The sequence below is a fragment of the Ruegeria sp. CF4 genome, assembly GCF_056537345.1.
On record NZ_JBQFRJ010000001.1, the window covers coordinates 333,188 to 357,656 of the forward strand.

The window sequence follows — 24,469 nt, forward strand, 5'->3', positions numbered from 1 at the left end:
CGGAGGACTCACCCAGACGCAAGCAGGTTCACGCCACTGTGACTATTTGACGGCGCTTTCAGCAACCGCCTGAAACTTCGTATCCAGCTCCGCAGCAATTTCGCGCAATGTTTCGCCGCCCTCGTAGACATAGGGGGCAAAAACGAAACCGGGTGTTTTGTAGGACAAGGTCGCAGTCCCGTCCTCGTTTTCTGTCACATAGAAGCGAATGGGGGCTTCGATCATCGCGTTGGTCGAAGTCTCAAGCACCCGCACCGCGTAATCGTTGTTGAATGCACCGATCACCCGATTGCCGGGAATGGTGATGCCACGCGCGGCTGCGGCTTTGGTCGGACCGGCCTGCGTGACCACGATCAGCCCGTTTTCCTTAACGGCGGCTTTGGTGTCTTCGACCAGTTGCTCGTAGCTTTTGTCGCTGGGGTAGACCGCCCAGCCAGAGAGCGGTTCGGTACTGTCTGCCCAGGCTGGCGAGGCCAGCAGAGCAAATGCGATCCAGAATGCCTTCATGTGCCGACCCTCCTTCGGTGATCCCACGACTGATGGCAGAAAACCGATGAAACCGGGCTCACAATCTCGTGGGTCGCGCGAGAATGGCCGCTCAGTCCGCACGCTTTCTCAGCAAATAGATATCCATGATCCAACCATGATCTTCACGAGCGCGGGCGCGCGTGTCGATAATTTGCTGCGCCACTTCGATCAGGGGACCCTTGATCAGGATTTCCTCCTTCATGCCGACATATGCTCCCCACCAGATGTCAAAATCGGCCATCTCAAGACTCTGGAACGAACATTCTCCGTCCAGCATCACCGCGACGGTCGAAGTCGTGTTAGGCCAGCCCTCATCCCGGATGCGCCGCCCAGTAGTGACTATGTAAGGCGCGCCCAGTTCATTGATCGGTATTGCATGCGCCGCCGTCAGCGCCTGCAGGGCGGTGATGCCGGGGATCACCTTTGTCGTTGGTTGCGGTTCTAGCCGTGCCGCAATGCGCAGCGAACTGTCATAAAGCGAGGGATCCCCCCAAATCAGCAGCGCCACGCGGCGTGCATCGGGGTGCGCGCCCATTGCCTCATGCCAGCGCAATGCGATGGCATCATGCCACTCGTCCACCCCGCGCAGATATCCGTCATCCGAGCGTCGCTTGGGGATGTCGAAATAGGCAATACACGGTTCGGTTTCGGTGACTTGAGCGATGATCTCTTCGCGTATCCCGGCCAGATCGGCCTTGTTTTCACCCTTGCGCGGGATCAGGATCAGATCCGCCGCCTGAATCGCCTGCGCCCCCTGAAAGGTCACATGATCCGGGTTTCCGGTGCCGATCCCGATCAGGCTCAGCTCAATCATCCTCGAACTCCGCCAGCGGCCCATACAGAATTAACGCCGGAGCCGTTCCAATTTCAGAACGCAGCGTCTCGGCCAAAGCACCGATGGTTGATCGGTGCAATTTCTGTTCGGGGGTCGAGACAGACTCGGCCATGAGCGCAGGTGTGTCCAGAGGCAGGCCATGCGATTGTAATGCCTCGACCAATAGCGGGAAGGTGCGCTTGCCCATGAACACGACGGTTGTCGCCCCGGCATCGGCCAAAGCGGGCAGGTTCAGATCGGTGGGAAGTTTGCCGCTGACATCGTGGCCGGTGACAAACTGAACTCGCCGCGCCGTTAATCGCCGGGTCAACGGGATGCCCGCCGCTGCCGCCGCCGCGATGGCCGATGGGATGCCCGGAATGATCTCATAGTCTATCCCGGCCTCGCGCAGAGCGATGAGTTCTTCTTCAAGGCGCCCGAACATACCGCCATCGCCGGATTTCAACCGTACAACATGCTGCCCGGTCTGCGCATATTCGACCAGCAACCGGCTGACATGATCCTGCTTGGGCGAGGGGCGTCCAGCGCGTTTGCCGACGCCCACCAGATCGGCGTCGTCGCGTACGTGGGTCAGGATAGGGCCGCTGCTGAGGTCGTCAAACAACACTGCATCGGCTTTTTGCATCCGATCGACCGCCTTCAGTGTCAACAGTTCGGGGTCACCGGGGCCTGATCCGATGAAAGACACAAACCCGCTCATGCCGACGCCTCCGCGATCAGGTGAAAGAATGTGCCGGTAACAGTGCCACGGACCGACCCGGTCTGAGGCCCTTCCGCGCCTTCTGCGTCAAACACTCGTGCCAGAGGGGCATCGGGCTGTTCAACGATCGAAGAATAGTGGAACTCGTGCCCCCGAAGAGCGGTTCCCGCTGGCAAGCCCGGCATCGGGGCAAGTAATTCGGCCTTGCGATAACCCAGATTGAACTTGCGCTTTTGGTAGGAGGTCACCAACCCCAATAGGCCCGCCATCTCGTGCTGCACGCCGTCCTTGTCGATCAGGGCCTGACCCAAAGCCATATACCCTCCGCATTCACCATGCACAGGCTTGGTCTCGGCATGCTTGCGCAAACCGCTCTGGAAGGTCTGGGCCGCAGCCAGAGTGCCTGCATGCAATTCCGGATACCCGCCGGGTAACCATACCAGATCCGCGTTCCTCGCCGGAGCCTCATCGGCCAGCGGTGAAAATGGTACAATCTCAGCCCCTGCCGTGCGCCACCCTTCCAGCAAATGCGGGTAGGTAAACGAAAATGCAGCGTCTCGCGCCAGTGCGATCCGCTGTGCCGGGGGCCGCGGCAGCGCGGCTGACGATGGCCCTGCTGGGCCTGAGGAAGCCGCCCGCTTGATCGCCTCAAGATCGACATGCTCCCGCAGGAACGCGGCATACCCGACGATCGCGCTTTCCAGATCAGGATGTTCGACCGCTTGTATCAAGCCCAGATGTCGCTCGGGCAGGGTCAGATCACCCCTCCTCGGTAATACGCCCAGAACCGGCAGGCCTGCGCGCTCCATGCCCAGTCGCGTCAGGCGCTCGTGGCGCGGGCTGGCGCAGCGGTTCAGGATTACGCCGGCAAAGGGCAGATCAGGATTGTACATCTTGAAGCCCAGTGCCGTGGCCGCAGCTGATTGAGCCTGACCGCCCACATCCAGTACCAGCACGACCGGCCAGCCCATCCGCTGTGCGGTCTCGGCGCTTGATCCATGACCTAACTCGCCGGGTTTGGCGACACCGTCAAACAGCCCCATCGACCCCTCGGCCACGACGATATCAGCCCCTTCGGCCTGTATAGATATCGCATTCAGCAACGGTTCTCCCATCGCCCAGCTGTCCAGATTGAACGAGGCGCGCCCCGCAGCTGCCCGGTGAAAAGCTGGATCGATGTAATCCGGTCCGCTTTTGAAAGGCTGCACAGCAAGCCCATCCTCGGCCAGTGCACGTAACAGGCCCAGCATGACCGTGGTTTTGCCGGTGCCCGAAGACGGTGCGGAAATCAAAACGCCGGGAGGGTTAGTCATCACCATGACTCCAGCTTGACCAGGGGCTATCTGCGTTTTGCGGGCGATAGCGGCGGTCATAGTCTTTGGAATAGAGGCAGCTTTCGTCGAACCCTTCACCCGCAAGCGCAGGTCCAACTATGATCAGCGCCGTACGCGAGATGCTTTCATCCAGCGACTCTTTCAACGTTTTCAGTGTCGCACGGATGATCCGCTCATCCGGCCAGCTGGCGCGGTAGACTACGGCCACGGGACAATCGGCGCCGTAGGCCGGAGTCAGGTCGGCGACCACTTGATCAAGATTGCCGATCGACAAGTGAATGGCCAGCGTCGCTCCGGTTCGTGCGAAATTCTCCAGTGTCTCGCCTTCGGGCATCGAGGATGCACGTCCGGGTGTCCGCGTCAGAACCACCGATTGCGCCAAACCGGGCAGAGTCAGTTCGGTGCCTAAAGCGGCGGCCGCCGCTGCAAAGGACGGCACGCCGGGTGTTACGCTGACCGGAATCCCCATCTCTTTCAGGCGACGAATTTGTTCCCCCATGGCGGACCAGACTGACAGATCACCTGAATGCAGGCGTGCTACGTCCTGACCCGCCTTATGGGCGGCCTCGATCTCGGCCATGATCTGATCCAGATTCATCGGCGCAGTGTTGATGATCTTCGCGCCCTCGGGGCAATGGCTCAGGATTTCTTCGGGCACCAGCGATCCCGCATAGAGGCACACAGGGCACGAGGCGATGATATCGCGCCCGCGCAGGGTCAGCAGGTCGGCAGCGCCCGGTCCGGCGCCGATGAAATGAACGGTCATGTTTGTCCTCCGATGGCGATGGCGCAGGTGGCCAGCCGGTCGTCTGATATCTGTCTAGGTGAGAGCAGTCGCGCGCCCGGTCCGGCGGCGGCCAAGGCGGATGCTTCGGCGACGCTGCCGGTGCCATAGGTGGCCCGGCTGCGGTTCGAGCATGTCAGAGTGCGTTGCCCGGTCAGATCGGCAGCCGCAACGAAATGCAGGGGCAGGGCGAGGTCTTCGGCGAAAGCCGACAGCGCCGGGTGCCCCTCTTTGTCGGCAACTGTCGCCAACGCTTCGACAATTTGCCCGGACACTGCCGCTTCATAGGCGGTGCGCAGGCTGTCAGCAGTAGCTTTTGATGAGAAGCCCAGGCCAGCGACGATCATAGCGTCACGCTCCATTGAACCACCGGATAGGCCGATTTCCAACCGCGGCGCGGCCCCAGCGGGGCGGAATGCGCCAGCTCTACGCGCAGAAGCTCTCCGCCCAAGTCTTCATGCCACCGAGCTAACAGTGCCTCGCTTTCCAGCGTTACCGCGTTGGCGACCAACCGAGTTCCAGCGGGCAGCGCATCACGCAGCCAGATCAGCAGGTCAGGGCTCAGGCCTCCGCCGATGAAGACCACATCAGGCAACGGCAGGCCGGTCAACGCATCCGGTGCGGCACCATGCACGACGTTCAGGCGATCCTGCCCCAGCATATCTGCGTTGCGGCGGATGCGCTCGGCGCGATCTTCGCGCGGCTCGATCGTCGTCGCGGTCAGGGTCGGGTCACACATCAGCCACTCGATACTGATTGAGCCGGTGCCTCCACCGATATCCCACAAGTGCTCGCCCCTTTGAGGGGCCAATGCAGACAGGGTCAGCGCACGGATCGGGCGTTTGGTGATCTGGCCGTCGGTTTCGAAAATCTCGTCTGGTTTTCCTGTTGCCTTGGGCAGGGCGCGGCCTTGGCCAGCGACCTCGAGCGCAACGCAGACAGGGTGATCGAAGGTGCCCAGCAGCGCTTCGGTCAATGATACAGCCCGGGCGCGTTCGCGTGGGCCGCCCAACGCCTCCATCACGTGCAGCCGGGTATCCGCGAAGCGTGTCTCGGTCAGATACTGGGCCAATTCTGCAACCGCCGCACCATTGCGCAACAGGATGATGGCGCGCAGGCCGGGCGACAAATGCGGGCGCAGGCGGGTCAGCGGGGCCGCGTGCAGGCCAAAGGTTTGCGTGCTCTCCAGCGGCCAGCCCAGACGCGCCGCGGCGAGCGAGAATGTCGACTGGCCGGGCAGAGCGATCCATTCCCCGGCCTCAAAATTGCGTGCGATCACCGAACCCGCACCGAACCAGAACGGATCGCCTGATGCCAGAACCACGGTCGCGCGCCCGCGTTCCTGCTGCAGCAATGGCAAACCGTCCGAGAAGGGTACAGGCCATTCGATCCGTCGGGCGCCGGTTTCGGGCAACAGCGAAAGATGCCGGGGAGGGCCCATGATAACTTCGGCCCGGTCCAGCACTTGACGGCTTGCGGGCGACAGGCCATCAAGCCCATCTTCGCCCAAGCCCAGAACGGTCAGCCACGGAGATTCAGACATGCCAAACCTCCTGATTCTTGGTGGTACGACCGAGGCCAACGCTCTGGCCAAAGCTGTATCCGAACAGGGGATTACGGCGATCTATTCTTACGCCGGACGGGTGGAGAAACCTCGCCCTCAGCCGTTGCCGACCCGTGTTGGCGGGTATGGTGGGGTTGACGGGCTGGCCAGTTATATCCGCGAAAACGGCGTTACTCACGTCGTGGATGCCACTCATCCGTTTGCCGCTCAGATGAGCCGGAACGCGATCGCGGCCTGCAATGAGACGCAAATTCCGCTTGCTGCTCTGACGCGCGGGGCATGGGTGCCGCAACCCGGTGACAGATGGCATCATGTGCCCGATATCGCCGCCGCGGTTGAGGCGCTTTCCGGAGTGCCACAGCGCGTGTTTCTGGCAGTTGGACGTATGCATCTTGAAGACTTCGCGGCGAAACCTCAGCACCATTACCTTCTGCGGCTGGTGGATGAACCCGAAGACCTGCCGCTGCCGAATGCAGATGTGATCGTGGCCCGAGGGCCCTTCACCGAGGCCGATGACCGCGCACTGATGCAAGATCACGGCACGCAGCTTGTTGTGTCCAAGAACGCTGGCGGCTCTGGCGCGCGCGCGAAGCTCGACGCGGCGCGGGCGCTGGGCTTGCCGGTGCTGATGATCGATCGTCCGGCCCTGCCGCAGCGGATCGAACTGAGCCATGTCACACAGATTTTGGACTGGTTGACTCATCCCTGACCCTCATCGAGCGTAAATCGTGGTGTATAGACGATGGGCGCGCCATTCCGTTCGATCAAACGCGTGCGAGATGAGCCGACGATGACCACGGTCTGCATATCCGCCATTTCGGGTGTCGCCTCGGCCAGTGTGGAAATTCGGATCGCCTCATCCGCGCGCGATACAGCACGGGCAAACAGGATCAGCCGTTCGGGTTCGCATTCCTCACGCAGGATTTCCAGCGTCTTCACAAAGCCTTCTGGTCGAGACTTCGAGCGTGGATTGTAGAACGCCATTGAAAAGTCCGCCTGCGCGGCCAGCCGCAATCGTTTTTCGATCAGTGACCATGGTTTGAGGTTGTCACTGAGGTTGATGGCGCAAAAATCGTGCCCCATCGGCGCGCCTGCCCGTGCAGAGGCCGCCAACATCGCAGTAATTCCGGGCAGAACGTCGATCTGAATATCGCGCCATACAGCAGGGCCGTTCTCCAGCGCTTCAAACACCGCGGCAGCCATTGCAAATACGCCGGGATCTCCGGACGAGACGACCACAACCTTTTTGCCCTCGGCCGCCATTTGCAGCGCGTGCTGAGATCGGTCGATCTCGACTCGGTTATCGCTGGCGTGCAGGGTCAGCCCTTCGCGTTCTGCCACGCGGGCGACGTAGGGGATGTAGCCGACCACATCGGTCGCATCGGCCAAGGCCGCCGTGACTTCGGGTGTCACGAGGGCCTCGTCGCCCGGTCCAAGCCCTGCGATCTTGACCCAACCACTCATGGTCGCCGTCCCTGTCCATGAACGATGATGATCGAGAAATAGGGGGTGATCTTATCGCAGGCCTCGGACAGTTTCGTCACGGTCTGGTTTGGCATCTGGGCGAATTCAACGATCCAGGCACGGTCATACAGACCGGCCGTCTTCAGAGCACGCTTCACCTTGTCGATATTGCGCCCGATCTTCATCACCACCAACGCATCGGTTTGTCCCATGCGTTCTGCCAGAGATTCCTCGGGCAGAGTGCCAACCAGCACGGTCAGAACGTCATCGCCCCAGGTGATCGGGTCGCCCGTCGCTGTCCAGGCGCCGGACATGCCCGTGATTGCAGGGACGACTTCTACATCGGCATCGTCTCTTAAGCGGCTGTAAAGATGCATGAAAGATCCATAGAAAAACGGATCTCCCTCACACAGGACCACAACGTCCTCTCCTTGCTCGGACAGTGCTTTCAGATGCGCTGCGCAGTCTTTGTAGAAGGCGGATAGAAGCTCATTATAGCGCGGATCGGTCACCGGTATTTCGGTTGTGACCGGGTATTCCATCGGGAATTCGACCGCATCTCCCGGGATCATCCCGTTGACGATCTTGCGCGCCTGACCGCTGCGGCCCGGCTTGCGAAAGAAAGCCACGTGGCGTGCATTGCGCAGCAAGCGGTCGGCCCGAACGCTCATCAGGTCCGGGTCGCCGGGGCCGAGGCCCACGCCATATATTTTGCCCCCGCTCATTCCGCGCGGCTCGCGATGGCGTTGATGGCTGCCACGGTAATGGCGCTGCCGCCCAGACGTCCCTTGACGATACAGGACGGGACCGGCTGTGCCTCCCACAGGGCATCCTTGGATTCGACGGCGCCGACAAAGCCCACCGGGCAACCGATGATGGCGGCGGGGCGCGGGCATTCGGGGTCTTCCAACATATTCAGCAGATGGAACAGCGCGGTGGGCGCATTGCCGATGGCGACCAGCGCGCCCTCCAGATGCGGACGCCAAAGCTCCAGCGCGGCGGCTGAGCGGGTGTTGCTCATCTCGGCGGCCAGAGGGCGCACACGGTCGTCATGCAGGGTGCAGATGACCTCGTTATCGGCAGGCAGGCGGAAGCGAGTTACGCCCTCGCTAACCATGCGGGCGTCACACAGGATCGGCGCGCCATTTTCCAGCGCGGCGCGTGCTGCGGTTACGAAACCGGGAGAGAAGTGCACGAACTCTTCCAGACCGACCATACCGGCGGCGTGGATCATGCGAACGGCGACCTGTTCCTCGTCGGCGTCGAACCGAGTCAGATCGGATTCGGACCGGATGGTGGCGAAGCTTTCCTTATAGATCGCCGCGCCATCGGTTTCATACGTGTAGGGCATCAGGTGAAGTCCATGTTCATTAGTGTTTCTTCGGTCAAGCCACGCTGGCAGGGCTCATCCCCCGCGCGGCCTTGTTTGACAAGATCGAATCGTCCCTCACGGCCCACCAAAGTGACATCGGCGGCACTCATGCGGGCACAACCCTTGGCACAGCCCGATACGTGCAGGTTGCCGGGAATGCGCGCGGCTAGGGCGCGTGCGATCCCGCGGGTTTCCACCTGGGCCTGCGGGCAGAATGGAGCGCCGGGGCAGGCGTCAGTGGTCATTAGCGGGTCGGTTTCGTTTGTGACAAATGCCGGAGCAGGTATCGCTGCCCCGCCTTCCAGCAGGATCAGCCGCCACGGCGTGACCCGAAGGGCAGAGGCGCCACTCTTCTCGATCAAATCACAGAGTTCGCGCGCAGGCAGTTGGCCGAAAGTCGCGCCATAAATGGTGCCTTGCGGTCGGACACCGGGTTGAAGCGGCGTGCCAACTGGACCGGGCAAGGTGCCTTGCCAGTCGTCGGGCAAACCAATTGAAGCTACAACCCGCGTCATGCGTCGCGTCTCGGGTGTGTGATGTTCTGCAAACCAGTTCGCCAACGCGATCAACTGATCGATGGCTTGGGTTTCAGACACACAACGTCCGGTATCAGCCCCGTCAGCGCGTAGGACCAGACCATCAGGGCTGGTTTCAAGCCTGATATCCGCTGAATTCGCCGCCAGCAGACGCTCGGGTCCGGTGTCGATGGCAAAGCCGAATTTGGCAGGCAAGGCGGGCAACTCGGCCAGTCGGTCGATCAACTCCTGTGTCAGACGTGCGGTCAGGTCGAGGGGTTCATAGAGCGGCGAGACCAGAATGTTGCGCCGAACCTCAATGCCGGGCTCCGCGTCCAAAAGATTCAGCGCCGAAAGCTCCGCAAGCAACGGCTGATGGTCCGCTTCGGCAACGCCGCGCAATTGAAGGTTGGCTCGGTTGGTCAGGTCTATGGTGCCGTTGCCGAACCGCTCGGCCAGAGTGCACAGACCCATCGCTTGTTGGGCGTCCAGACGTGCCAGTCGGGGGCGGACCCGGACCACCAAGCCATCACCCGACATCATCGGTCGATGGGCGCCCGGGCACCAGCCCTGTACGATTGGGGCGCTCATCATAACCCCTCCAAATCGGCCCGGATCGAGTTCCGGCGCGTATTCCAAAGACCAGCCTCCAGCAGAGCGCGGAAACGGTCCTGCATGGCCTGATGCGCCTGAGGGTTGGCCTCTTGCAGGAAGGCATCTACGTCGGAGTCCCCCAGCGTCGCATCATGATAAAGATCGAACAGATGAGGTGCGACCGTGCCGGACAGATGGGCAAAGGAGGCCATATGGTCCAGAGTTGCCGCAATTTCGGCTGCACCCCGGAACCCATGCCGTTGCATTCCGGCGATCCAGCCCGGATTTGCCGCGCGGGCATGCACGACACGGCTGATTTCCTCGGGCAAGGTGCGGGCGCGTGGGTTGTCCGGGTTAGTATTGTCCAGATGATAAAGCTGCGCGCTTCCGCCGGAGATCTTCTTGGCGGCGGCAAACCCTGCCTCATGCGTGGCATAGTCGCTGGCCAGCAGCAGATCGGTTTCAGTCAGGTCCTGAAGATGGACGAAGCTGTCGGCATTGGCGACGCGCTGCGAGATGCCGTCCTTATCTTGGGCGATATGTTCCCCCTCCAGCGCGAAAGAACTGGCCTCGAGCCACGCCTCGCCGGCCTGAACGCGAGCTTCGTCCGTATAGGTCTCGGAAAGATGGGTCATGTTCAACCCATAGCTGCCCGGGGCAGGGCCAAAGACGCGCGCCGCCAGTTCCTGACCGGCATAGGGGTTCCAGTCAGACGCCTCATCACGCGTCGAAAGGGCTCGTACCGCCTGACCATAGAGCGCTGACAGGGTCGGGAATACATCGCGGAACAAGCCGGAGACCCGTAGCGTGACATCCAGACGTGGACGACTGAGATCGGTGATCGGCAAGACCTCGATTCCCGATACCCGTTCTGAGCCCTTATCCCAGACAGGTTTGACGCCCAGCAGGTGCAACGCCATGGCGAATTCCTCGCCCGCTGTGCGCATGGTGGCCGAGCCCCACAGATCGACGATTAGGCCCTTGGGATAATCGCCTTCTTCTTGCAAATGCCGTCGCACCAGTTCTTCGGCCAGCTTGACGCCTTGGGTATAGGCCGCACGCGTCGGTACTGAACGCGGATCAGTGGTGTACAGGTTCCGTCCGGTTGGCAACACGTCCGAGCGACCGCGATAGGGGGAACCAGACGGGCCAGCCTCAATCCGTTTACCCGCCAGTGCGTCGATCAGGGCACTGCGTTCGGCATGGGCCGAGGGCGCGGGGTCGAAATTGCCGGTCACCTCTGGCACGCGGCCAAAGATATGCAACCCGTCGCCGAACTGGCTTTCCTTGATATCGCAGACAAACCGGTCGATGCGGGTGATCGCCTCGGCGGTGCAGGTGGCCTGATCAAGGCCAAGATCGCTTTCAAGCCCGATGGCTTGCGCCTCGTCCCGGATGTTTTCCTGCAGCCGGTCGCGGCGCTTGGGGTCCAATCCGTCGGCGTTCGAGAATTCGTCGAGCAGCGATTCCAGCCGCACCATCCGATCGGGCGTACCGCTTTCCTTCAAGGGTGGCGGTATGTGACCCAGCGTAACGGCCCCGATCCGGCGTTTTGCCTGTGCGGCCTCGCCGGGGTCGTTGACGATGAAGGGATAGATCACCGGCAGATCGCGGATCAGCGCTTCGGGCCAGCAATCGGCGGACAAGGCGACCGATTTGCCCGGCAGCCATTCCAGTGTGCCATGCGCACCGATATGGATCAGCGCATCCGCGCCCAATCCTTTACGGAGCCACAGGTAGAAGGCGACATAGCTGTGACGCGGGGTGCGCGACAGGTCGTGGTAGTCGTCATCCCGCAGTTCGGGCGTGCCGCGTTCCGGTTGCAACGCGATCAGAGCTTTGCCCCGTCGCAGGGCAGTGAAATGGAACGCGCCATCGGTGAAGGTTGGGTCGTCCTCGGGCTTGCCCCAGACGGTTTGCAGATCGGTGCGCAGTTGGTCGGGCAGGTCCGCCAGCGTGGTTTGATAGTCAGTCAGCGGCCACGAAATCCGAGCTTCCAACAGTGTTTCGCCAATCGGTTCGGCAGGCGCGGTATCATAACCCTCGGCCTGCAAGTCGGACAGCATCGCCTCGGCAGAGGCCAGCGCGTCCAACCCAACCGCATGGGCCATTTGCCAATCCTTGCCGGGATAAGTGGACAGCACCAGCGCGGGCACTTGATCCGCCTTGGGTTTATCGTCGAGGTTCAGCCAACCAATCACACGATCAATGATTGCTTCGATCCGTTCAGGTTCAGCCCGGTGGGCAAAACGGGAATACTCAAGGTGCGGGTCGCGCTTTCCCGGTTCTTTAAACGAGGCGATGCCTGCCGAGATACGCCCGTCTACCTCAGGCAGAACCACATGCATGGCGAGGTCGGCGGGCGAAAGCCCACGTTCGGCTTCGGCCCACGCCTTGCGGCGCGAGGTGGCCAGCGCGACCTGAAATACCGGCACACCCGCTGCATCGAGCGGAGAGGTGCCCGACGCGCCTTTGCCCGAGAACGAAGTGGCGTTGATGATCGCGGATGGGCTTAACGCAACGACCTGATCCCGCAGCCAGTCGGCGGCAGCGGGTGCTTTCAGAGATGGAGCGAACAGACCAACAGCGTCATATCCGCGGGCACGCAGGCTGCGGATCAAGGTTGCGACCGGGGCGGTATCCGCCGAGGTCAGGTAAGCGCGGTAAAAGGTGACGAGGATGCGTTTCGCGTCACCTGTGAACGCTTTTTCCGCCGGGAGCACACCGCGATCCGGGCACCATGCGCCACACTCGGGCAAGGTCTTGGCCCCCATCACCGGCCCAGCATAAAGACCTGCCGCCAGTGCCATTTGCGCCAAGGCCGCCTGTGCCGCGACCTCACCGCCGGTGTCGCACAGATGCGCCAGCCGCCGCAGGGTCGAGACGGGTAAGGTGGAGTAGTCGTCCAGCCGGGTATCTTCGCGCCCATCCGCAGGCAGGACGGCCAGTGCAATGCCCTTGGCCTGCGCCAGCGCCAGAACCTGCTGCAAGCCGTACGCCCAATAGGGCACTCCACCGATCAGACGGATCAGTATGCCCTTGGCCCCCTCCAACGTCTGTTCGACATAGGTGTCGACGGACAGAGGGTGTTTCAGCGCCGTCAGATTGGCCAGCCGCATCGTCGGCATCCGCCCGTCGGGTCCGCCTCCACGGTGCCATCCCGCCGCGAAAGCGCCGAGGTCGCTGTCGGAAAAGGACAGCACCACCAAATCCGCCGGGCTTTGGCCCAGATCGGTCGGGGTTTCCGTTTCCTCTAACCCGTGGCTTTCGCGGAAGACGACGTGCATGGCTTTACTCGGCTGCCTCGGTCACACCCACGAGGATATCGCGGATTTCGGCCTCTTTGATATCGTCATGCTCGGCAATGACGACTAGACGCGAGCGGCGCTCCTCGCCGGGTTCCCAAGGGCGGTCATACTGATGGCGCACGCGCGCACCGACGGCCTGAACCAGCAGGCGCATGGGCTTGCCTTGAACGGCGGCATAGCCTTTGACGCGCAGGATGTTCAGTTCTTTGGCCAGACGTTCGATTTTCGTCACCAGATCGAGCGGATCGCTCTGTTCGGGCAACTCGACGATGATGCTTTCGAAATCGTCATGTTCGTGATCGTGATGGCCGTCGTGATGCGATGGGCGTGCGTCCATGTCATCCTCGGCGGCGGCTTCCAGACCCAACACGACGCGGACGTCAACGACGCCCTCGGCCACTTCAACAACGGGCAGGGGGCGCGGGGCCTCTGCAGCGATGACCTCTTTGGCCTTGGCGACACCTTCGGGACCGGCCAGATCAGGCTTGGTCAGCAGGATGATATCGGCGCAGGAAATCTGATCTTCGAACACTTCGGACAGCGGCGTTTCATGATCAATCGAGTCATCGGCCATGCGCTGGGCATCCACCGCCTCGACATTCGGGGCAAAGCGACCGGCAGCGACCGCCTCGGCATCGGCCAGCGCGATGACACCATCGACGGTGATTTTCGAACGGATATCAGGCCAGTCGAAGGCCTTTAGCAGCGGTTTCGGCAGCGCCAGACCGCTGGTTTCGATCAGGATGTGATCAGGGCGCGGCTCCAGCGCCATCAGCACTTCGATGGTCGGGATGAAATCGTCCGCCACGGTGCAGCAGATGCAGCCATTGGCCAGTTCCATGATGTTTTCCGCCGGGCAATCGGGGATCGCGCAGGATTTCAGGATATCGCCATCAACGCCAACATCGCCGAATTCATTGACCACAACGGCCAGACGCTTGCCCTGCGGGTTCTGCATCAGGTGGCGCACCAGCGTTGTCTTGCCCGAGCCCAGAAAGCCGGTGATCACAGTGACGGGAAGTTTCTCAAGGTTGCTCATTTCAGGGCTCCAATCGGGGGAATGCGGGCTGCGCAGTTCTTGCGGAAATGTTCGGGGCGCTCGCGCCATTTGACCAGACCATCCTCGGTCGCGAGGTATTTGGTGGCACCCTCCACGATCATGTCGACGTGGTCGGTTTCGTTGAGGTGTTCATACACGAAGGTCCAGCGATCCGGCCCCCCGCGCAAGACGATGGAACAGCCCTCATCGCAGTTCGACAAGCATTCCACGGCTTTCAAGGTGATCCCTTCGGGCAGATCGGCCTGCTCAAGCGCCTTGTGCAGAAGTGCACCGGGGCGCTGCGCATCATCTTCGACAGGCAGCCCGCGACGGCAGGTGGTGCAAACCAGCAGCTCGACCGGAGCGGTCTCGGTCATGTCTCTCATCCCCCCAAATCCTCTTCGTGGGGGACGGGGTTTCATGCGGGTCGCTTTTGACCCGACACCGGAACACCCCGTCCGGTTTAAATCTCGGGCGTTGGCAGGTCTCCCGGCTTGCGGATGTCAGAGGCGGGCCTCTGTCGGATGTCCCGCCTTCCCGGCCTTGCGGCCAGTGGCTTGGGCACCCTCTCCGTTCACGGTCGCGGGGGCGGCTGCGTTTGACGGAAAACCCGCTGACGCATTCCCTTTTCATCTGCGCACGCAGACACCAACGAAAGGGACATGCGGCACGCTTGGGCTGCTTGTCAAGCGAGTCGCGATGATCAGCGAAGAAGCAGGTAAAAAGCGACCTGTCGAGGTCGCTGGGCGGCATGATCCATCTGTGGTGACGTGTTGGCATGGATCACAAGACGCGAACAGGAGGATGCGGCGCATGAAAGTAGGGTTTATCGGGCTGGGAAATGTTGGGGGCAAGCTCTCGGGATCGCTGCTGCGTAACGGAATCGATTTGACGGTTCATGACCTGAACCCGGATCAGGTGACCCGATTTGTCACCGAGGGTGCCAAAGCCGCTGAAAGTCCGGCGCAGTTGATGCGTGATTGCGACGCGGTGATCACTTGCTTGCCTTCACCCGCCGCCTCGGACGCCGTGATGCAAGAGATGTTGCCCGAGGTCGGCCCCGGCAAAATCTGGATGGAGATGTCGACCACCGATGAGGCTGAGGTCAAACGCCTTGGTGCCATGGTCATCGAACAAGGCGGCGCAGCGGTGGATTGTCCGGTTTCAGGCGGATGTCACCGGGCTGCGACGGGCAATATCTCGATCTTCGCTGGCTGTGACCGCGAAACGTTCGAGCGTATTATGCCCTTCCTGACGACCATGGGGCGGCGCATTCTGCACACAGGTGAACTGGGGTCGGCCTCGGTGCTGAAAGTGCTGACCAACTATCTGGCCACCGCTAACCTGATCACCTGCGCCGAGGCTTTGGTGACCGCCAAAGCAGCTGGAATGGATCTTGGAACCACCTATGAGGCGATCAAGATTTCGTCGGGCACCTCGTTCGTGCACGAAACCGAAAGCCAGGTCATCTTGAACGGTTCACGCGATATCTCGTTCACCATGGACCTGGTGAAAAAGGATATCGGCCTGTTTCAGGAGGTTGCCGACCGCGCCGGTGTCCCCCTTGAGGTGAATCCGGTGATGATCAAGATATTCGAAGACGGCATCGCACGCTACGGCGAGCGCGAGTTGTCCCCGAACATCATCAAACGCCTCGAAGATGCGACCGGACTTGAGATTCAAGCACCGGGCTTTCCACCCGAAATGCTGGATGATGAACCCGAAGAGCCCGGCTATGAGGTCATTCCGCAAAACCGCGCTGCGCCGTAAGCCTGTCTGTTGTCATTGAGCCAAACCAAGTCGGCCGCTTGCAGCGGTCGGCCTGTTTCGGGTTGATCACTGACCGCATTCCGTGTCTTTGTTTGGGTAAATTTGGGAAATACGGAGCGTCCAGTGAAAACCCGCAGCCCGCACACCCATCGTGAGCTTGAACTTCTGGATGTTCTCCGTCGTCTGGGCGGGACAGCCCGAAACTCGGAACTGGCCAAAACACTAGGGGTCTCTGAAGAAACCGTGCGGCGCACGATCAAGTCGCTCTCAGCCTCGGGCGCGGTCGAACGTGTGCATGGCGGCGCTTATCTCGCCGGCACCCAAGGCGACCCCAGTTTTTTTCGCCGTATAGCGCAACACTCTGAAGAAAAGCGGTTGATCGCGGGGCATGTGGCGAGCCTGATACGGGACGGGATGACCGTCTTTCTGGATGTCGGCTCGACCACCGCTTATGTGGCCGAAGAGCTGCGGCAGTCGGGAAACCTGACCGTCGTGACCAACTCGATCGGGGTGGGGCAGACCCTGGCCGGAACCAATGGCAATCGTGTGCATTTGCTTGGGGGCGAACTGCAAAGCGATGAGCGCGGCGCATTCGGTCACGTCACGCATCGGCAGGTACAGCGTTATGCGTTTGACATCGCAGTGCTCAGCATCGATGCGATTTCGGCACGTCGAGGTTTCTTGTACCACAGTTCAGTTGAGGCAGACCTTGCGACTGTTGTCGCCAGCAACACCGACCGACTGTTTGTGGCTGCGGCGCATTTTAAGTTTGGTGAAACCGCGCCTTATGTCGGACCCGAGCCGCGTATGATCGATCTACTGGTCACGGACCAAGCACCTACCGGGGATGTTGCCAAGGCATTGAAGCAATGGGGTATTCGGATCGAGATTGCAGAAACCAATCACCGGCAAGCTGGCTAGTCGTTGCGCTTAAGCGTAGCCACAATCATTCAATCAGAGATCACGATGAGTGGATTGGAAAAATGGCAGCCCGTAGGGGAATCGAACCCCTCTTTCCAGGTTGAAAACCTGGCGTCCTAACCGATAGACGAACGGGCCACTTGGTCCAGACAAGCAAAGTGGCAGCCCGTAGGGGAATCGAACCCCTCTTTCCAGGTTGAAAACCTGGCGTCCTAACCGATAGACGAACGGGCCACGCTGGCTTGTGGAGGGCCTTTTACGGTTTACCTTCCCCCCCCGCAAGACGAAAAACGCAAGCCTGCGAAACTTTTTTGACCGTTTTCGAGGTGCGTTGAAACAGGTGTCAGACGGCCTCTGCCGCGTCTTCCAGCCGCAGCTGTACGCTCTGTCGGCCACCCCAGGTATTCACCTCAAGCCGACCCGCAAAATGGAACCGAGCGCCGCCGTGATTGGAAAGGCGATCCCCCAACGGACCCTCGAATGCGCCAAAGGCGATAGCGTCCAGCCCACCGGACATGCCGTCGGACAGGGACAGTTTCAGATGTGTCTCACCTACGCGTTTGGCAAAGCGCACCTGCAGGTCGGGCAGGGCATAGCGCGGGGCAGGAGCCGCAGCCCCGAATGGTCCTGCTTTTTCAATCTGTTCGATCAGATCGACCGTCGCGGCCCCGGGCATCAGCGCCCCGTCCAGTTTCAGGTCGGCTGGGCCACCTTGGCCCGCGCCCTGTTTGGCCAGAAGTTCCGATAGCCGCTCCATGGCAGGCTCCAGCTGATCGCGCATCACTGTCAGACCCGCCGCCATCTTGTGGCCACCGCCCTTGACCAGCAGCCCCTCAGCCGTGAGGCGCTGGATTGACGCGCCTAGGTCAACGCCCGAGACCGACCGGCCAGAGCCCTTGCCCTCATCCCCGTCAAACCCGATCACGATGGCGGGTCGGTTTGCGGTCTCTTTCAACCGCGATGCGACGATGCCAACGACGCCGGGATGCCAACCGTTGCCCGCAGCCCAAACCAGCGGCGCATCCAGCCCGCGCTCTTCGGCCTGCGTCATGGCTGCCGCGCGCACCGCGTTCTCGATTTCGCGCCGTTCGGTGTTCAGAGCATCCAGCCGCTCGGACAGGGCTTCGGCCTCGGAAACCGAGTCGGTGCTTAGCAAACGTGCGCCCAGATCGGCCTGCCCAATGCGCCCACCCGCATTCACACGCGGCCCCAGCAGAAACCCCAGGTGATAGCTATTGGGCGCGGTATCCATGCGCGCCACGTCCGACAGCGCGACCAGCCCCGGTCTTTGCCTCTGGGCCATAACTTTCAATCCCTGCCGGACCAATGCTCTATTGGCCTCGATCAGCGGCGCAACATCCGCCACCGTGGCCAGCGCCACCAGATCCAGCATCGCCATCAGATCCGGCCCTTTAGCCCCCGCCTCGCGCAATTGGCGCCCTGCTTCGACCAGCATCAGGAACACCACGGCAGCGGCGCAGAAATACCCCAGATCGCCGCTTTCATCCTGCCGGTTCGGGTTCACCACGGCCACGCAATCCGGCAGTGTTTCTCCACCCAAATGGTGGTCCAGAACGATCACATCCGCGCCCTTCGCTGCCGCGATAGGTTCGTGGCTAAGCGTTCCGCAATCCACGCAGATGATCAGATCATGGCTGGCCGCTAGTTCCTGCATGGCAGGCACGTTTGGGCCATAACCTTCGTCGATCCGGTCGGGCACATAGAGCGTTGCAGCAATCCCCATCTGACGCAACCAAACCAGCAACAGCGCCGCTGAGCTGCCCCCGTCCACATCATAATCTGCGAAGACCGCGATCTTCTGGCGCTTGCGCACGGCTTCCAGAAACCGGGTCGCGGCGCGCTCCATGTCTTTCATCGAACGCGGATCAGGCAGCAATTCCTTCAGCTTGGGCTCCAGAAATCCAGAGGCTTCCATGGCCGGCACTCCGCGGCGGGCCAGAACCTGACATAGGGCACGCGGCAGATCAGTCTGTTGCGCCATCATCTCAGCCGACCGCTCGACCTCGATCGCCGGTCCAACCCAACGCCGTCCTGTCAACGATTGCTCAACACCCAGAAACGCCACGTCTCACCTCATGCACCAAGGCCGGACCCTATCGGACCCGGCCTTTAATCTTTTTACCAATACGCTCGACGAAGGCAGCGGCGCAAGTCGCTAAGCGTCGTTATGCGACCACATCGGCGTGCGGTAGGACATACGGCGCACCGAGCCCGTCTTGGACCGCATCAGCAGTGTTGTTGTCTCAACCCAGCCCGGCTCGCGCTTGATGCGCGGCAGCAGCGAGCCGCCGGTTACGCCGGTGGCGGCAAAGATCACATCGGCTGTCACCATCTCGTCGCGCGCGTACACGCGGTCCAGATCGGTGATGCCTGCCTTGGCGGCGCGGCCTCGCTCGTCATCGTTACGGAACAACAGGCGACCAAAGATCTGACCGCCCATGCATTTCAGCGCTGCAGCGGCCAGCACACCCTCAGGCGCGCCGCCTTGACCCATATACATATCGATGCCGGTCGCTTCGCTCTCGGCACAATGCATGACACCGGCCACGTCACCATCAGTGATCAGACGGATCGAGGCCCCTGTCTCGCGCACTTCGGCGATCATCGCCTCATGGCGTGGACGTTCAAGAATGCAAACAGTGATATCGGCGGGTTCACACCCCTTGGCCTTGGCCAGAGCTTCGACCCGCTCCCGTGGGGTCATGTCTAGATTGACCACGTTCTCAGGATAGCCGGGGCCAACCGCCAGCTTGTCCATATACACATCCGGTGCGTGCAACATCGAGCCGCGCGGGCCCATGGCGATGACGGTCAGCGCGTTGGGCATGTCCTTGGCGGTCAGGGTGGTGCCTTCCAGCGGGTCCAGCGCGATATCCACGCCCGGACCGTTGCCCGTGCCGACCTCTTCGCCGATATAGAGCATCGGCGCTTCGTCGCGTTCACCTTCGCCGATGACGACAACGCCCGCGATATCCAGCAGGTTCAACTGCTCGCGCATGGCGTTCACCGCAGCCTGATCGGCGGCTTTTTCATCACCCCGTCCAACCAGCGAGGCCGAGGCCAGCGCGGCCTGTTCCGCGACCCTTGCCAGCCCCAAAGACAGCAGGCGGTCGTTAAAATCGATCTTGGCAGCACTCATATTTTGGTATCCTCAGGTCAATAAAGCCGTAATGTCCGGCATAGCTTGCGTTTCATGCAGGCCGCAAGCTCAAACCTCTTCTATCCGCAGGGCAACAGGCTCGCCCGCGATGACATCGGTGTCGCGCAAGCCCTCTAGCGCGACGTCCAGTGTTGCGCGGGTGGTCTTGTGCGTGACGATCAGTACGGGCGCGGTGCTTTCGGCATGACCATACTGGCGCATCCGATCGATTGAGACACCGGCATCCCCCAAAATGGCGGCCACTTTGGCCAGCGCACCGGGTTTATCCAACAGGCCCAGCCGCAGATAGTAGGGCGCGGGCAGCCCTGTGACGGCAGGCTTTGCCTCTTCCAGCGATGTGGCAGGCCGTCCGAATGTCGGGATGTGCAGCCCGCGCGCCAGATCACAGACATCGCCCATCACGGCGCTGGCCGTTGGTCCTTCGCCTGCGCCAGGGCCACGCAGAATGATCTGTTCGACCGCGTCACCATCCAACACAACCATATTGGTGCCGCCTTCCAGTTGACCCAGCGGCGAGTCACTGGGAACCAGACAGGGCTGCATCCGTTGCTCCAACCCCCGCGCGGTGCGTTGCGCCACGCCCAGCAGCTTGATCCGATAGCCCATGTCATCAGCCTGATCGATATCATCCAGGCTGATCTGCTGTATGCCTTCAATTTCGATTCCGTCGAAATTTGGCTTGGTGCCGAATGCAATCGATGACAGCAGCGCCAGTTTGTGCGCCGCGTCGATGCCGCCCACATCCAGATTTGGATCTGCTTCGAGATAGCCCAGCTGCGCACATTCCTCGAACAGCGCGTTATAGCCCAGTTGCTGCGACTGCATCCGCGTCAGGATGTAATTGCAGGTGCCATTCATCACCCCCATGACGCGCGTGATATCGTTACCTGCCAATCCTTCGGTCAGAGATTTGATGACCGGGATGCCACCTGCCACTGCGGCTTCAAACCGGATCACACGACCTGCAGCCTCGGCCTTCTCAGCAAGCTCCTGCCCGTGGATCGCCAGCAGCGCCTTGTTGGCTGTAACCACATCCTTGCCGCTGGCCAGCGCAGCCTCGACCGAGGCCTTGGCCGGGCCGTTTTCGCCGCCCATCAGTTCCACAAACACATCGATATCGTCGCGCTTGGCCAAAGCAACGGGATCGGTCTCCCATGCGTAGTCCGACAGGTTCACGCCACGATCCTTGCTGGCGTCACGGGCCGACACCGCGGTAATTTCAATGGGGCGTCCGGTGCGCGCCTGCAGCAGGTCCGCATGGCGACGCACAATCTTGACGACGCCCACACCGACGGTTCCCAAACCCGCAATTCCAAGCCGCAGCGCCTGTGTCATTCCCTTGGGTCCTTTCGCTCGAAATTCCGCCGCTGGCGGGCCATCCTTTGCGCGCTGCCTTAGCGGGTTCAGGGCAGGGGTGCAATCCGTCAGAGCGTCCTGCGTGCTAGTTTATCTGGGCGTTTTGAAGGGCCTCGGCCCGTTTCGCCAGTGCCTCGCTGCGGGCGGTCAGGTCCTCTTCGACCTCGGCCGCCTCGTTGACCGGATCAACGGGCGCGCCCAAAGTGGCATCCAAAGGAAGCAGCTTGGGGTAGGGGGACTTTCGCAACGCTTCGGTTTCGCTGCCTTCTAGCTCGGGGATATCGGCGCAGCCTGCGGCGGTGAGCAGCAGGAATATCAGTGGCAAAGGCTTCATGACGATCCAATTGGTTGCGGCATAGCCCCCGTGATGCACCTTTTGTCAACGCTGTTCAAGCGGGCTTCTATCTGAACAAATGTTCAGATACTGTATCGCTATGGCGCGCACGCAAGGTTCACATTCTGATATCACCGGTCCCCGTATTCGCAAGGCAGCGTTGGGCCTGTTTGCCCGCCATGGCTATGCCGCCGTGTCCATGCGGCAGATCGCGGGTGAGGTCGGCGTGCAGGCCGGTGCGCTCTACAACTACACGCCAGACAAGCAAAGCCTGCTTTATCGCTTGATGCGAGAGCATATGCAGGACCTGCTATCTGCCTATGACGATCTCACCCGATTTGATGATCCACAGGATGCGCTGCGCCAGTTCGTAGGCTTCCACATCCGTTTTCATCTGGAGCGCCCGGATGAGGTTTTCATCGCCTATATGGAACTTCGCAACCTGACGCCCGAGAACTTCTCCGAGATCGAAACCTTGCGCCGCCAGTACGAGGACTCACTCGAGAGCATCTTGCAGCGTGGACATCAGACCGGGCAGTTTGCCGTCAGTGATACCAAGATCGCCACCTTGGCGGTCATTGCCATGCTGAACGGTGTGATCACCTGGTATCGCAGCGGCGGGCGGTTGTCTCTGGATGAGGTCGAACAGGTTTATTGGGACATGGTGCGCAAGGCCGTGTCCGCCTGACCCTAATGGGCCGGGCGGATGAAGGTGCCGTTGCGCAGCTCTCGAAACGCCTGTTGCAACTCAGCCTGAGTGTTCATGACAATCGGACCGTGCCACGCCACGGGTTCGTTGATCGGAGCCCCCGAGATCAGCAGAAACCGCACGCCGTTAGGACCGGCCTGAACCGTCACCTCATCGCCTGAGCCAAAGCGGATGAGTGTTCTGTCCCCGGACATATCGCGGATATTGACCTCTTGCCCCGCGATCTCCTTTTCCAGCAGCACGCCAGTCGGTTGCGACGCATCGGCAAAAGCGGCCTCACCTTCGAACACATAGGCGAAGGCCCGGCGATACGTGTCGATGCGAAAGGTCTTCTTCACACCTGCCGGTATGCTGATGTCAAGATATTGCGGATCGGCTGCGATCCCGTCGACCGGCCCGGTGCGCCCCCAGAACTCGCCCACGATCACGCGCACAATGGTGCCATCATCGTCAGTGATTTCGGGAATATCGCGGCTTTGAACATCCTGATAGCGCGGCGCGGTCATCTTTTGATCCGATGGCAGATTGCCCCACAACTGGAACCCGTGCATCTGACCGCTGGCCGCGCCTTTCGGCATCTCCTGATGCAGAATGCCCGATCCGGCGGTCATCCATTGCACGTCACCCGCCCCCAGCGTTCCGCTGTTGCCCAGCGAGTCACTGTGACCGACGGTTCCTGATAAAACATAGGTGATCGTCTCGATCCCGCGATGTGGATGCCACGGGAAACCGGCCATGTAGTCCCGAGGGTGTTCGTTCCGGAAATCGTCAAACAGCAGAAACGGGTCCAGCTCCGACGGATCCTGAAATCCAAACGCCCGGTGCAGTTTAACGCCTGCGCCTTCCATCGTCGGCACGGCCTTGCGGGTTTCCACAGTAGGTCTGAGTGACATCGAAGCCTCCATCATAACTGGACGCAATCTAAGCCGGGGGCCTGTGCAATCAATTCGCGCAGATACACGCGCTCTGTGCAGGGGTGCTCAGACCCAAGACGGAGCACTGTCCTTTGCCCTTCAAAGCGGCTAAAGCAGGCAAGAACGCAGGAGAGACACATGCAAGAAGACGTGCTGGCCACGGTCGCGGCCTCGGCCCCGCGCCGCTGGATGGGGGTAGGGATGCTGACCACGGTAGGAGCGCTGGTGATCTATGTCGCACTGGCCACGCCGCCTCAACTGGGCTGGCAGGTATTCCTGCTTTTGGTCGGATCAGCTTCATTCTGGCTGTCTCGCCGCATGTGGGTTGCAACCGCAGATACAATCGAACTGACCCGATCATCACTGCGAACGGGATCAGGGCAGGTGATATGCAATCTGGATGAGATCGAAGCGGTCGACCGTGGCGTCTTTGCCTTCAAACCATCGAACGGTTTTCTGATCAAAACCCGCAACTCGGGGGCAAACGCCTGGGCCCCCGGTCTCTGGTGGCGCCTGGGCCGCCGCGTCGGCATCGGCGGCATGACAGCCGCCGCCGAAACCAAGTTCATGTCAGAGATGCTGACAGCGATGCTAGTAGAGCAGGGTTAACCCGCTCTGCTCATGCTCCGCTACCCTCTTGCGCGTCATCAATGTCGTTACCGACATCTTCAAGGTCAATAATCAGGGTTCTGAAGTCGGCCGAGATTTCATTTGTGAAACGCGGACGAGTGAATATGAAATTATCGAAAGAAATATCTTTCACCAGGATTTCGTTAAAGATTGGCACATATTCATTCGAGGTCTCGACCAGGATCAAAGTGTCTCGGTTTGGCATCGGAGGTAGCGCTGCGCGTATGTCTTCGACATTGTCGTCCGTCCATATCCAACTGTAACCGCGCGCAGTCGACCACTGTACGTAGTGGCGATCATCGTCCTCATCAAAGACCAGCAGGGAAACACGCATAGACATTGGTGATCCATTGTTCACCATGCGTATCATCAATTCGTAAAGCGAGTTAATATAAGTATCGTTGATGGTCTCGGTTTCGCGCGAGATGAGGTCGCCGATCGTGTAGGCGGCCTTCAAGTTGGATGCGCTTTGGCGAAATCCCTCAAACCAAGTGTAAGTGGCCGTGGCAGTCCAGAGCAGCATTGGGAAAATCAGGACAGCATCAACTGTCATTGTCCCCACTTCATTCCGCTTGAAAAGCCTAAAGCTCTTTAGGAGTTTCTTTATCTGTTTCATG

Annotated in this window: 25 protein-coding genes, 2 tRNA genes and 1 riboswitch; of the genes, 5 read left to right on the plus strand and 22 right to left on the minus strand. The window is 60.9% G+C overall.

Annotation, left to right across the window (positions count from 1 at the left end; all coding sequences use genetic code 11):
* Window positions 1–42 precede the first annotated feature (42 nt).
* From ACR0NF_RS01600 to cbiE, 7 genes are all read right to left on the minus strand, one after another.
* Entirely contained in the window at window positions 43–507 is a 465-nt protein-coding gene (locus tag ACR0NF_RS01600) for a DUF302 domain-containing protein (protein WP_480666688.1), read from the minus strand.
* A 91-nt stretch (window positions 508–598) separates the two neighbouring features.
* Window positions 599–1,342, minus strand: a complete 744-nt coding sequence (cobF, locus tag ACR0NF_RS01605) for a precorrin-6A synthase (deacetylating) (protein ID WP_480777661.1) — start codon at window positions 1,340–1,342, stop codon at window positions 599–601.
* Window positions 1,335–2,063: a uroporphyrinogen-III C-methyltransferase gene (gene cobA, locus ACR0NF_RS01610; protein WP_480777662.1), complete on the minus strand. Its 729-nt coding sequence runs from the start codon at window positions 2,061–2,063 to the stop codon at window positions 1,335–1,337. The genes cobF and cobA overlap by 8 nt, the downstream gene beginning before the upstream one ends.
* Window positions 2,060–3,382 carry a cobyrinic acid a,c-diamide synthase CobB gene (locus ACR0NF_RS01615; protein WP_480777663.1) on the minus strand — a complete coding sequence of 441 codons (1,323 nt, stop codon included), beginning with the start codon at window positions 3,380–3,382 and terminating at the stop codon, window positions 2,060–2,062. Before ACR0NF_RS01615 ends, cobA begins: the two co-directional genes overlap by 4 nt.
* Window positions 3,369–4,163: a precorrin-4 C(11)-methyltransferase gene (gene cobM / locus ACR0NF_RS01620; protein WP_480666693.1), complete on the minus strand. Its 795-nt coding sequence runs from the start codon at window positions 4,161–4,163 to the stop codon at window positions 3,369–3,371. The genes ACR0NF_RS01615 and cobM overlap by 14 nt, the downstream gene beginning before the upstream one ends.
* Complete coding sequence (locus ACR0NF_RS01625) at window positions 4,160–4,528, minus strand: cobalamin biosynthesis protein (protein WP_480471886.1); 369 nt, start codon at window positions 4,526–4,528, stop codon at window positions 4,160–4,162. Before ACR0NF_RS01625 ends, cobM begins: the two co-directional genes overlap by 4 nt.
* Window positions 4,525–5,724 (minus strand): precorrin-6y C5,15-methyltransferase (decarboxylating) subunit CbiE, encoded by a 1,200-nt coding sequence (gene cbiE / locus ACR0NF_RS01630; RefSeq protein WP_480469335.1) that lies wholly within the window; start codon window positions 5,722–5,724, stop codon window positions 4,525–4,527. Before cbiE ends, ACR0NF_RS01625 begins: the two co-directional genes overlap by 4 nt.
* Between cbiE and ACR0NF_RS01635 the strand changes: the two genes are divergently transcribed.
* On the plus strand, window positions 5,723–6,454 hold the full coding sequence (locus tag ACR0NF_RS01635) for a cobalt-precorrin-6A reductase (protein WP_480469336.1): 732 nt from the start codon (window positions 5,723–5,725) through the stop codon (window positions 6,452–6,454). The genes cbiE and ACR0NF_RS01635 overlap by 2 nt on opposite strands.
* Here the strand turns inward: ACR0NF_RS01635 and cobJ are convergent.
* From cobJ to ACR0NF_RS01670, 7 genes are read right to left on the minus strand one after another with little or no spacing between them, the layout of a single operon-like run.
* Window positions 6,445–7,209 (minus strand): precorrin-3B C(17)-methyltransferase, encoded by a 765-nt coding sequence (gene cobJ / locus ACR0NF_RS01640; protein ID WP_480666694.1) that lies wholly within the window; start codon window positions 7,207–7,209, stop codon window positions 6,445–6,447. The two genes, ACR0NF_RS01635 and cobJ, sit on opposite strands and share 10 nt — an antisense overlap.
* Window positions 7,206–7,934 carry a precorrin-2 C(20)-methyltransferase gene (locus tag ACR0NF_RS01645; protein WP_480469338.1) on the minus strand — a complete coding sequence of 243 codons (729 nt, stop codon included), beginning with the start codon at window positions 7,932–7,934 and terminating at the stop codon, window positions 7,206–7,208. Before ACR0NF_RS01645 ends, cobJ begins: the two co-directional genes overlap by 4 nt.
* Window positions 7,931–8,560: a precorrin-8X methylmutase gene (locus ACR0NF_RS01650; protein ID WP_480469339.1), complete on the minus strand. Its 630-nt coding sequence runs from the start codon at window positions 8,558–8,560 to the stop codon at window positions 7,931–7,933. Before ACR0NF_RS01650 ends, ACR0NF_RS01645 begins: the two co-directional genes overlap by 4 nt.
* On the minus strand, window positions 8,560–9,687 hold the full coding sequence (gene cobG / locus ACR0NF_RS01655) for a precorrin-3B synthase (RefSeq protein WP_480469340.1): 1,128 nt from the start codon (window positions 9,685–9,687) through the stop codon (window positions 8,560–8,562). The genes ACR0NF_RS01650 and cobG overlap by 1 nt, the downstream gene beginning before the upstream one ends.
* Window positions 9,687–12,977, minus strand: coding sequence for a cobaltochelatase subunit CobN (cobN, locus tag ACR0NF_RS01660; protein WP_480777664.1), 3,291 nt, complete (start codon window positions 12,975–12,977; stop codon window positions 9,687–9,689). The genes cobG and cobN overlap by 1 nt, the downstream gene beginning before the upstream one ends.
* A gap of 4 nt (window positions 12,978–12,981) precedes the next feature.
* A complete protein-coding gene (cobW, locus tag ACR0NF_RS01665) occupies window positions 12,982–14,037 on the minus strand; it encodes a cobalamin biosynthesis protein CobW (RefSeq protein ID WP_480469342.1) in 1,056 nt (351 codons plus the stop codon).
* Window positions 14,034–14,414, minus strand: a complete 381-nt coding sequence (locus tag ACR0NF_RS01670) for a DUF1636 family protein (protein WP_480469343.1) — start codon at window positions 14,412–14,414, stop codon at window positions 14,034–14,036. Before ACR0NF_RS01670 ends, cobW begins: the two co-directional genes overlap by 4 nt.
* 85 nt (window positions 14,415–14,499) lie before the next feature.
* Window positions 14,500–14,705: riboswitch (cobalamin riboswitch) on the minus strand.
* 31 nt (window positions 14,706–14,736) lie between these two features.
* Between ACR0NF_RS01670 and ACR0NF_RS01675 the strand changes: the two genes are divergently transcribed.
* Together ACR0NF_RS01675 and ACR0NF_RS01680 are read left to right on the plus strand one after the other, a co-directional pair.
* Window positions 14,737–15,807, plus strand: a complete 1,071-nt coding sequence (locus tag ACR0NF_RS01675; RefSeq protein WP_480469344.1) for an NAD(P)-dependent oxidoreductase — start codon at window positions 14,737–14,739, stop codon at window positions 15,805–15,807.
* A 123-nt stretch (window positions 15,808–15,930) separates the two neighbouring features.
* Window positions 15,931–16,728, plus strand: a complete 798-nt coding sequence (locus tag ACR0NF_RS01680; protein WP_480469345.1) for a DeoR/GlpR family DNA-binding transcription regulator — start codon at window positions 15,931–15,933, stop codon at window positions 16,726–16,728.
* Between the two features lie 63 nt (window positions 16,729–16,791).
* On the opposite strand, the gene ACR0NF_RS01685 is transcribed toward ACR0NF_RS01680, so the two are convergent.
* The 6 genes from ACR0NF_RS01685 to ACR0NF_RS01710 form a co-directional block, all read right to left on the minus strand.
* Window positions 16,792–16,866, minus strand: a tRNA-Glu gene (locus ACR0NF_RS01685).
* 21 nt (window positions 16,867–16,887) lie between these two features.
* A tRNA-Glu gene (locus tag ACR0NF_RS01690) sits at window positions 16,888–16,962 on the minus strand.
* A gap of 109 nt (window positions 16,963–17,071) precedes the next feature.
* Window positions 17,072–18,814, minus strand: coding sequence for a single-stranded-DNA-specific exonuclease RecJ (gene recJ, locus ACR0NF_RS01695; RefSeq protein WP_480657249.1), 1,743 nt, complete (start codon window positions 18,812–18,814; stop codon window positions 17,072–17,074).
* A gap of 90 nt (window positions 18,815–18,904) precedes the next feature.
* A complete protein-coding gene (glpX, locus tag ACR0NF_RS01700; RefSeq protein ID WP_480469347.1) occupies window positions 18,905–19,888 on the minus strand; it encodes a class II fructose-bisphosphatase in 984 nt (327 codons plus the stop codon).
* A gap of 69 nt (window positions 19,889–19,957) precedes the next feature.
* A complete protein-coding gene (locus ACR0NF_RS01705; protein WP_480666699.1) occupies window positions 19,958–21,244 on the minus strand; it encodes a homoserine dehydrogenase in 1,287 nt (428 codons plus the stop codon).
* 106 nt (window positions 21,245–21,350) lie between these two features.
* Window positions 21,351–21,599 (minus strand): hypothetical protein, encoded by a 249-nt coding sequence (locus ACR0NF_RS01710; protein ID WP_480777665.1) that lies wholly within the window; start codon window positions 21,597–21,599, stop codon window positions 21,351–21,353.
* Window positions 21,600–21,699: 100 nt separating this feature from the next.
* On the opposite strand from ACR0NF_RS01710, the gene ACR0NF_RS01715 reads away from it, so the two are divergent.
* Complete coding sequence (locus tag ACR0NF_RS01715; RefSeq protein ID WP_480777960.1) at window positions 21,700–22,287, plus strand: TetR/AcrR family transcriptional regulator; 588 nt, start codon at window positions 21,700–21,702, stop codon at window positions 22,285–22,287.
* Window positions 22,288–22,289: 2 nt separating this feature from the next.
* Here the strand turns inward: ACR0NF_RS01715 and ACR0NF_RS01720 are convergent, their stop codons facing one another.
* Window positions 22,290–23,201 (minus strand): pirin family protein, encoded by a 912-nt coding sequence (locus tag ACR0NF_RS01720; RefSeq protein ID WP_480777666.1) that lies wholly within the window; start codon window positions 23,199–23,201, stop codon window positions 22,290–22,292.
* A 159-nt stretch (window positions 23,202–23,360) separates the two neighbouring features.
* Between ACR0NF_RS01720 and ACR0NF_RS01725 the strand changes: the two genes are divergently transcribed.
* On the plus strand, window positions 23,361–23,831 hold the full coding sequence (locus tag ACR0NF_RS01725) for a hypothetical protein (RefSeq protein ID WP_480469352.1): 471 nt from the start codon (window positions 23,361–23,363) through the stop codon (window positions 23,829–23,831).
* 10 nt (window positions 23,832–23,841) lie between these two features.
* Here the strand turns inward: ACR0NF_RS01725 and ACR0NF_RS01730 are convergent, their stop codons facing one another.
* A complete protein-coding gene (locus tag ACR0NF_RS01730) occupies window positions 23,842–24,468 on the minus strand; it encodes a TadE/TadG family type IV pilus assembly protein (protein ID WP_480469353.1) in 627 nt (208 codons plus the stop codon).
* Window position 24,469: the final 1 nt, after the last annotated feature.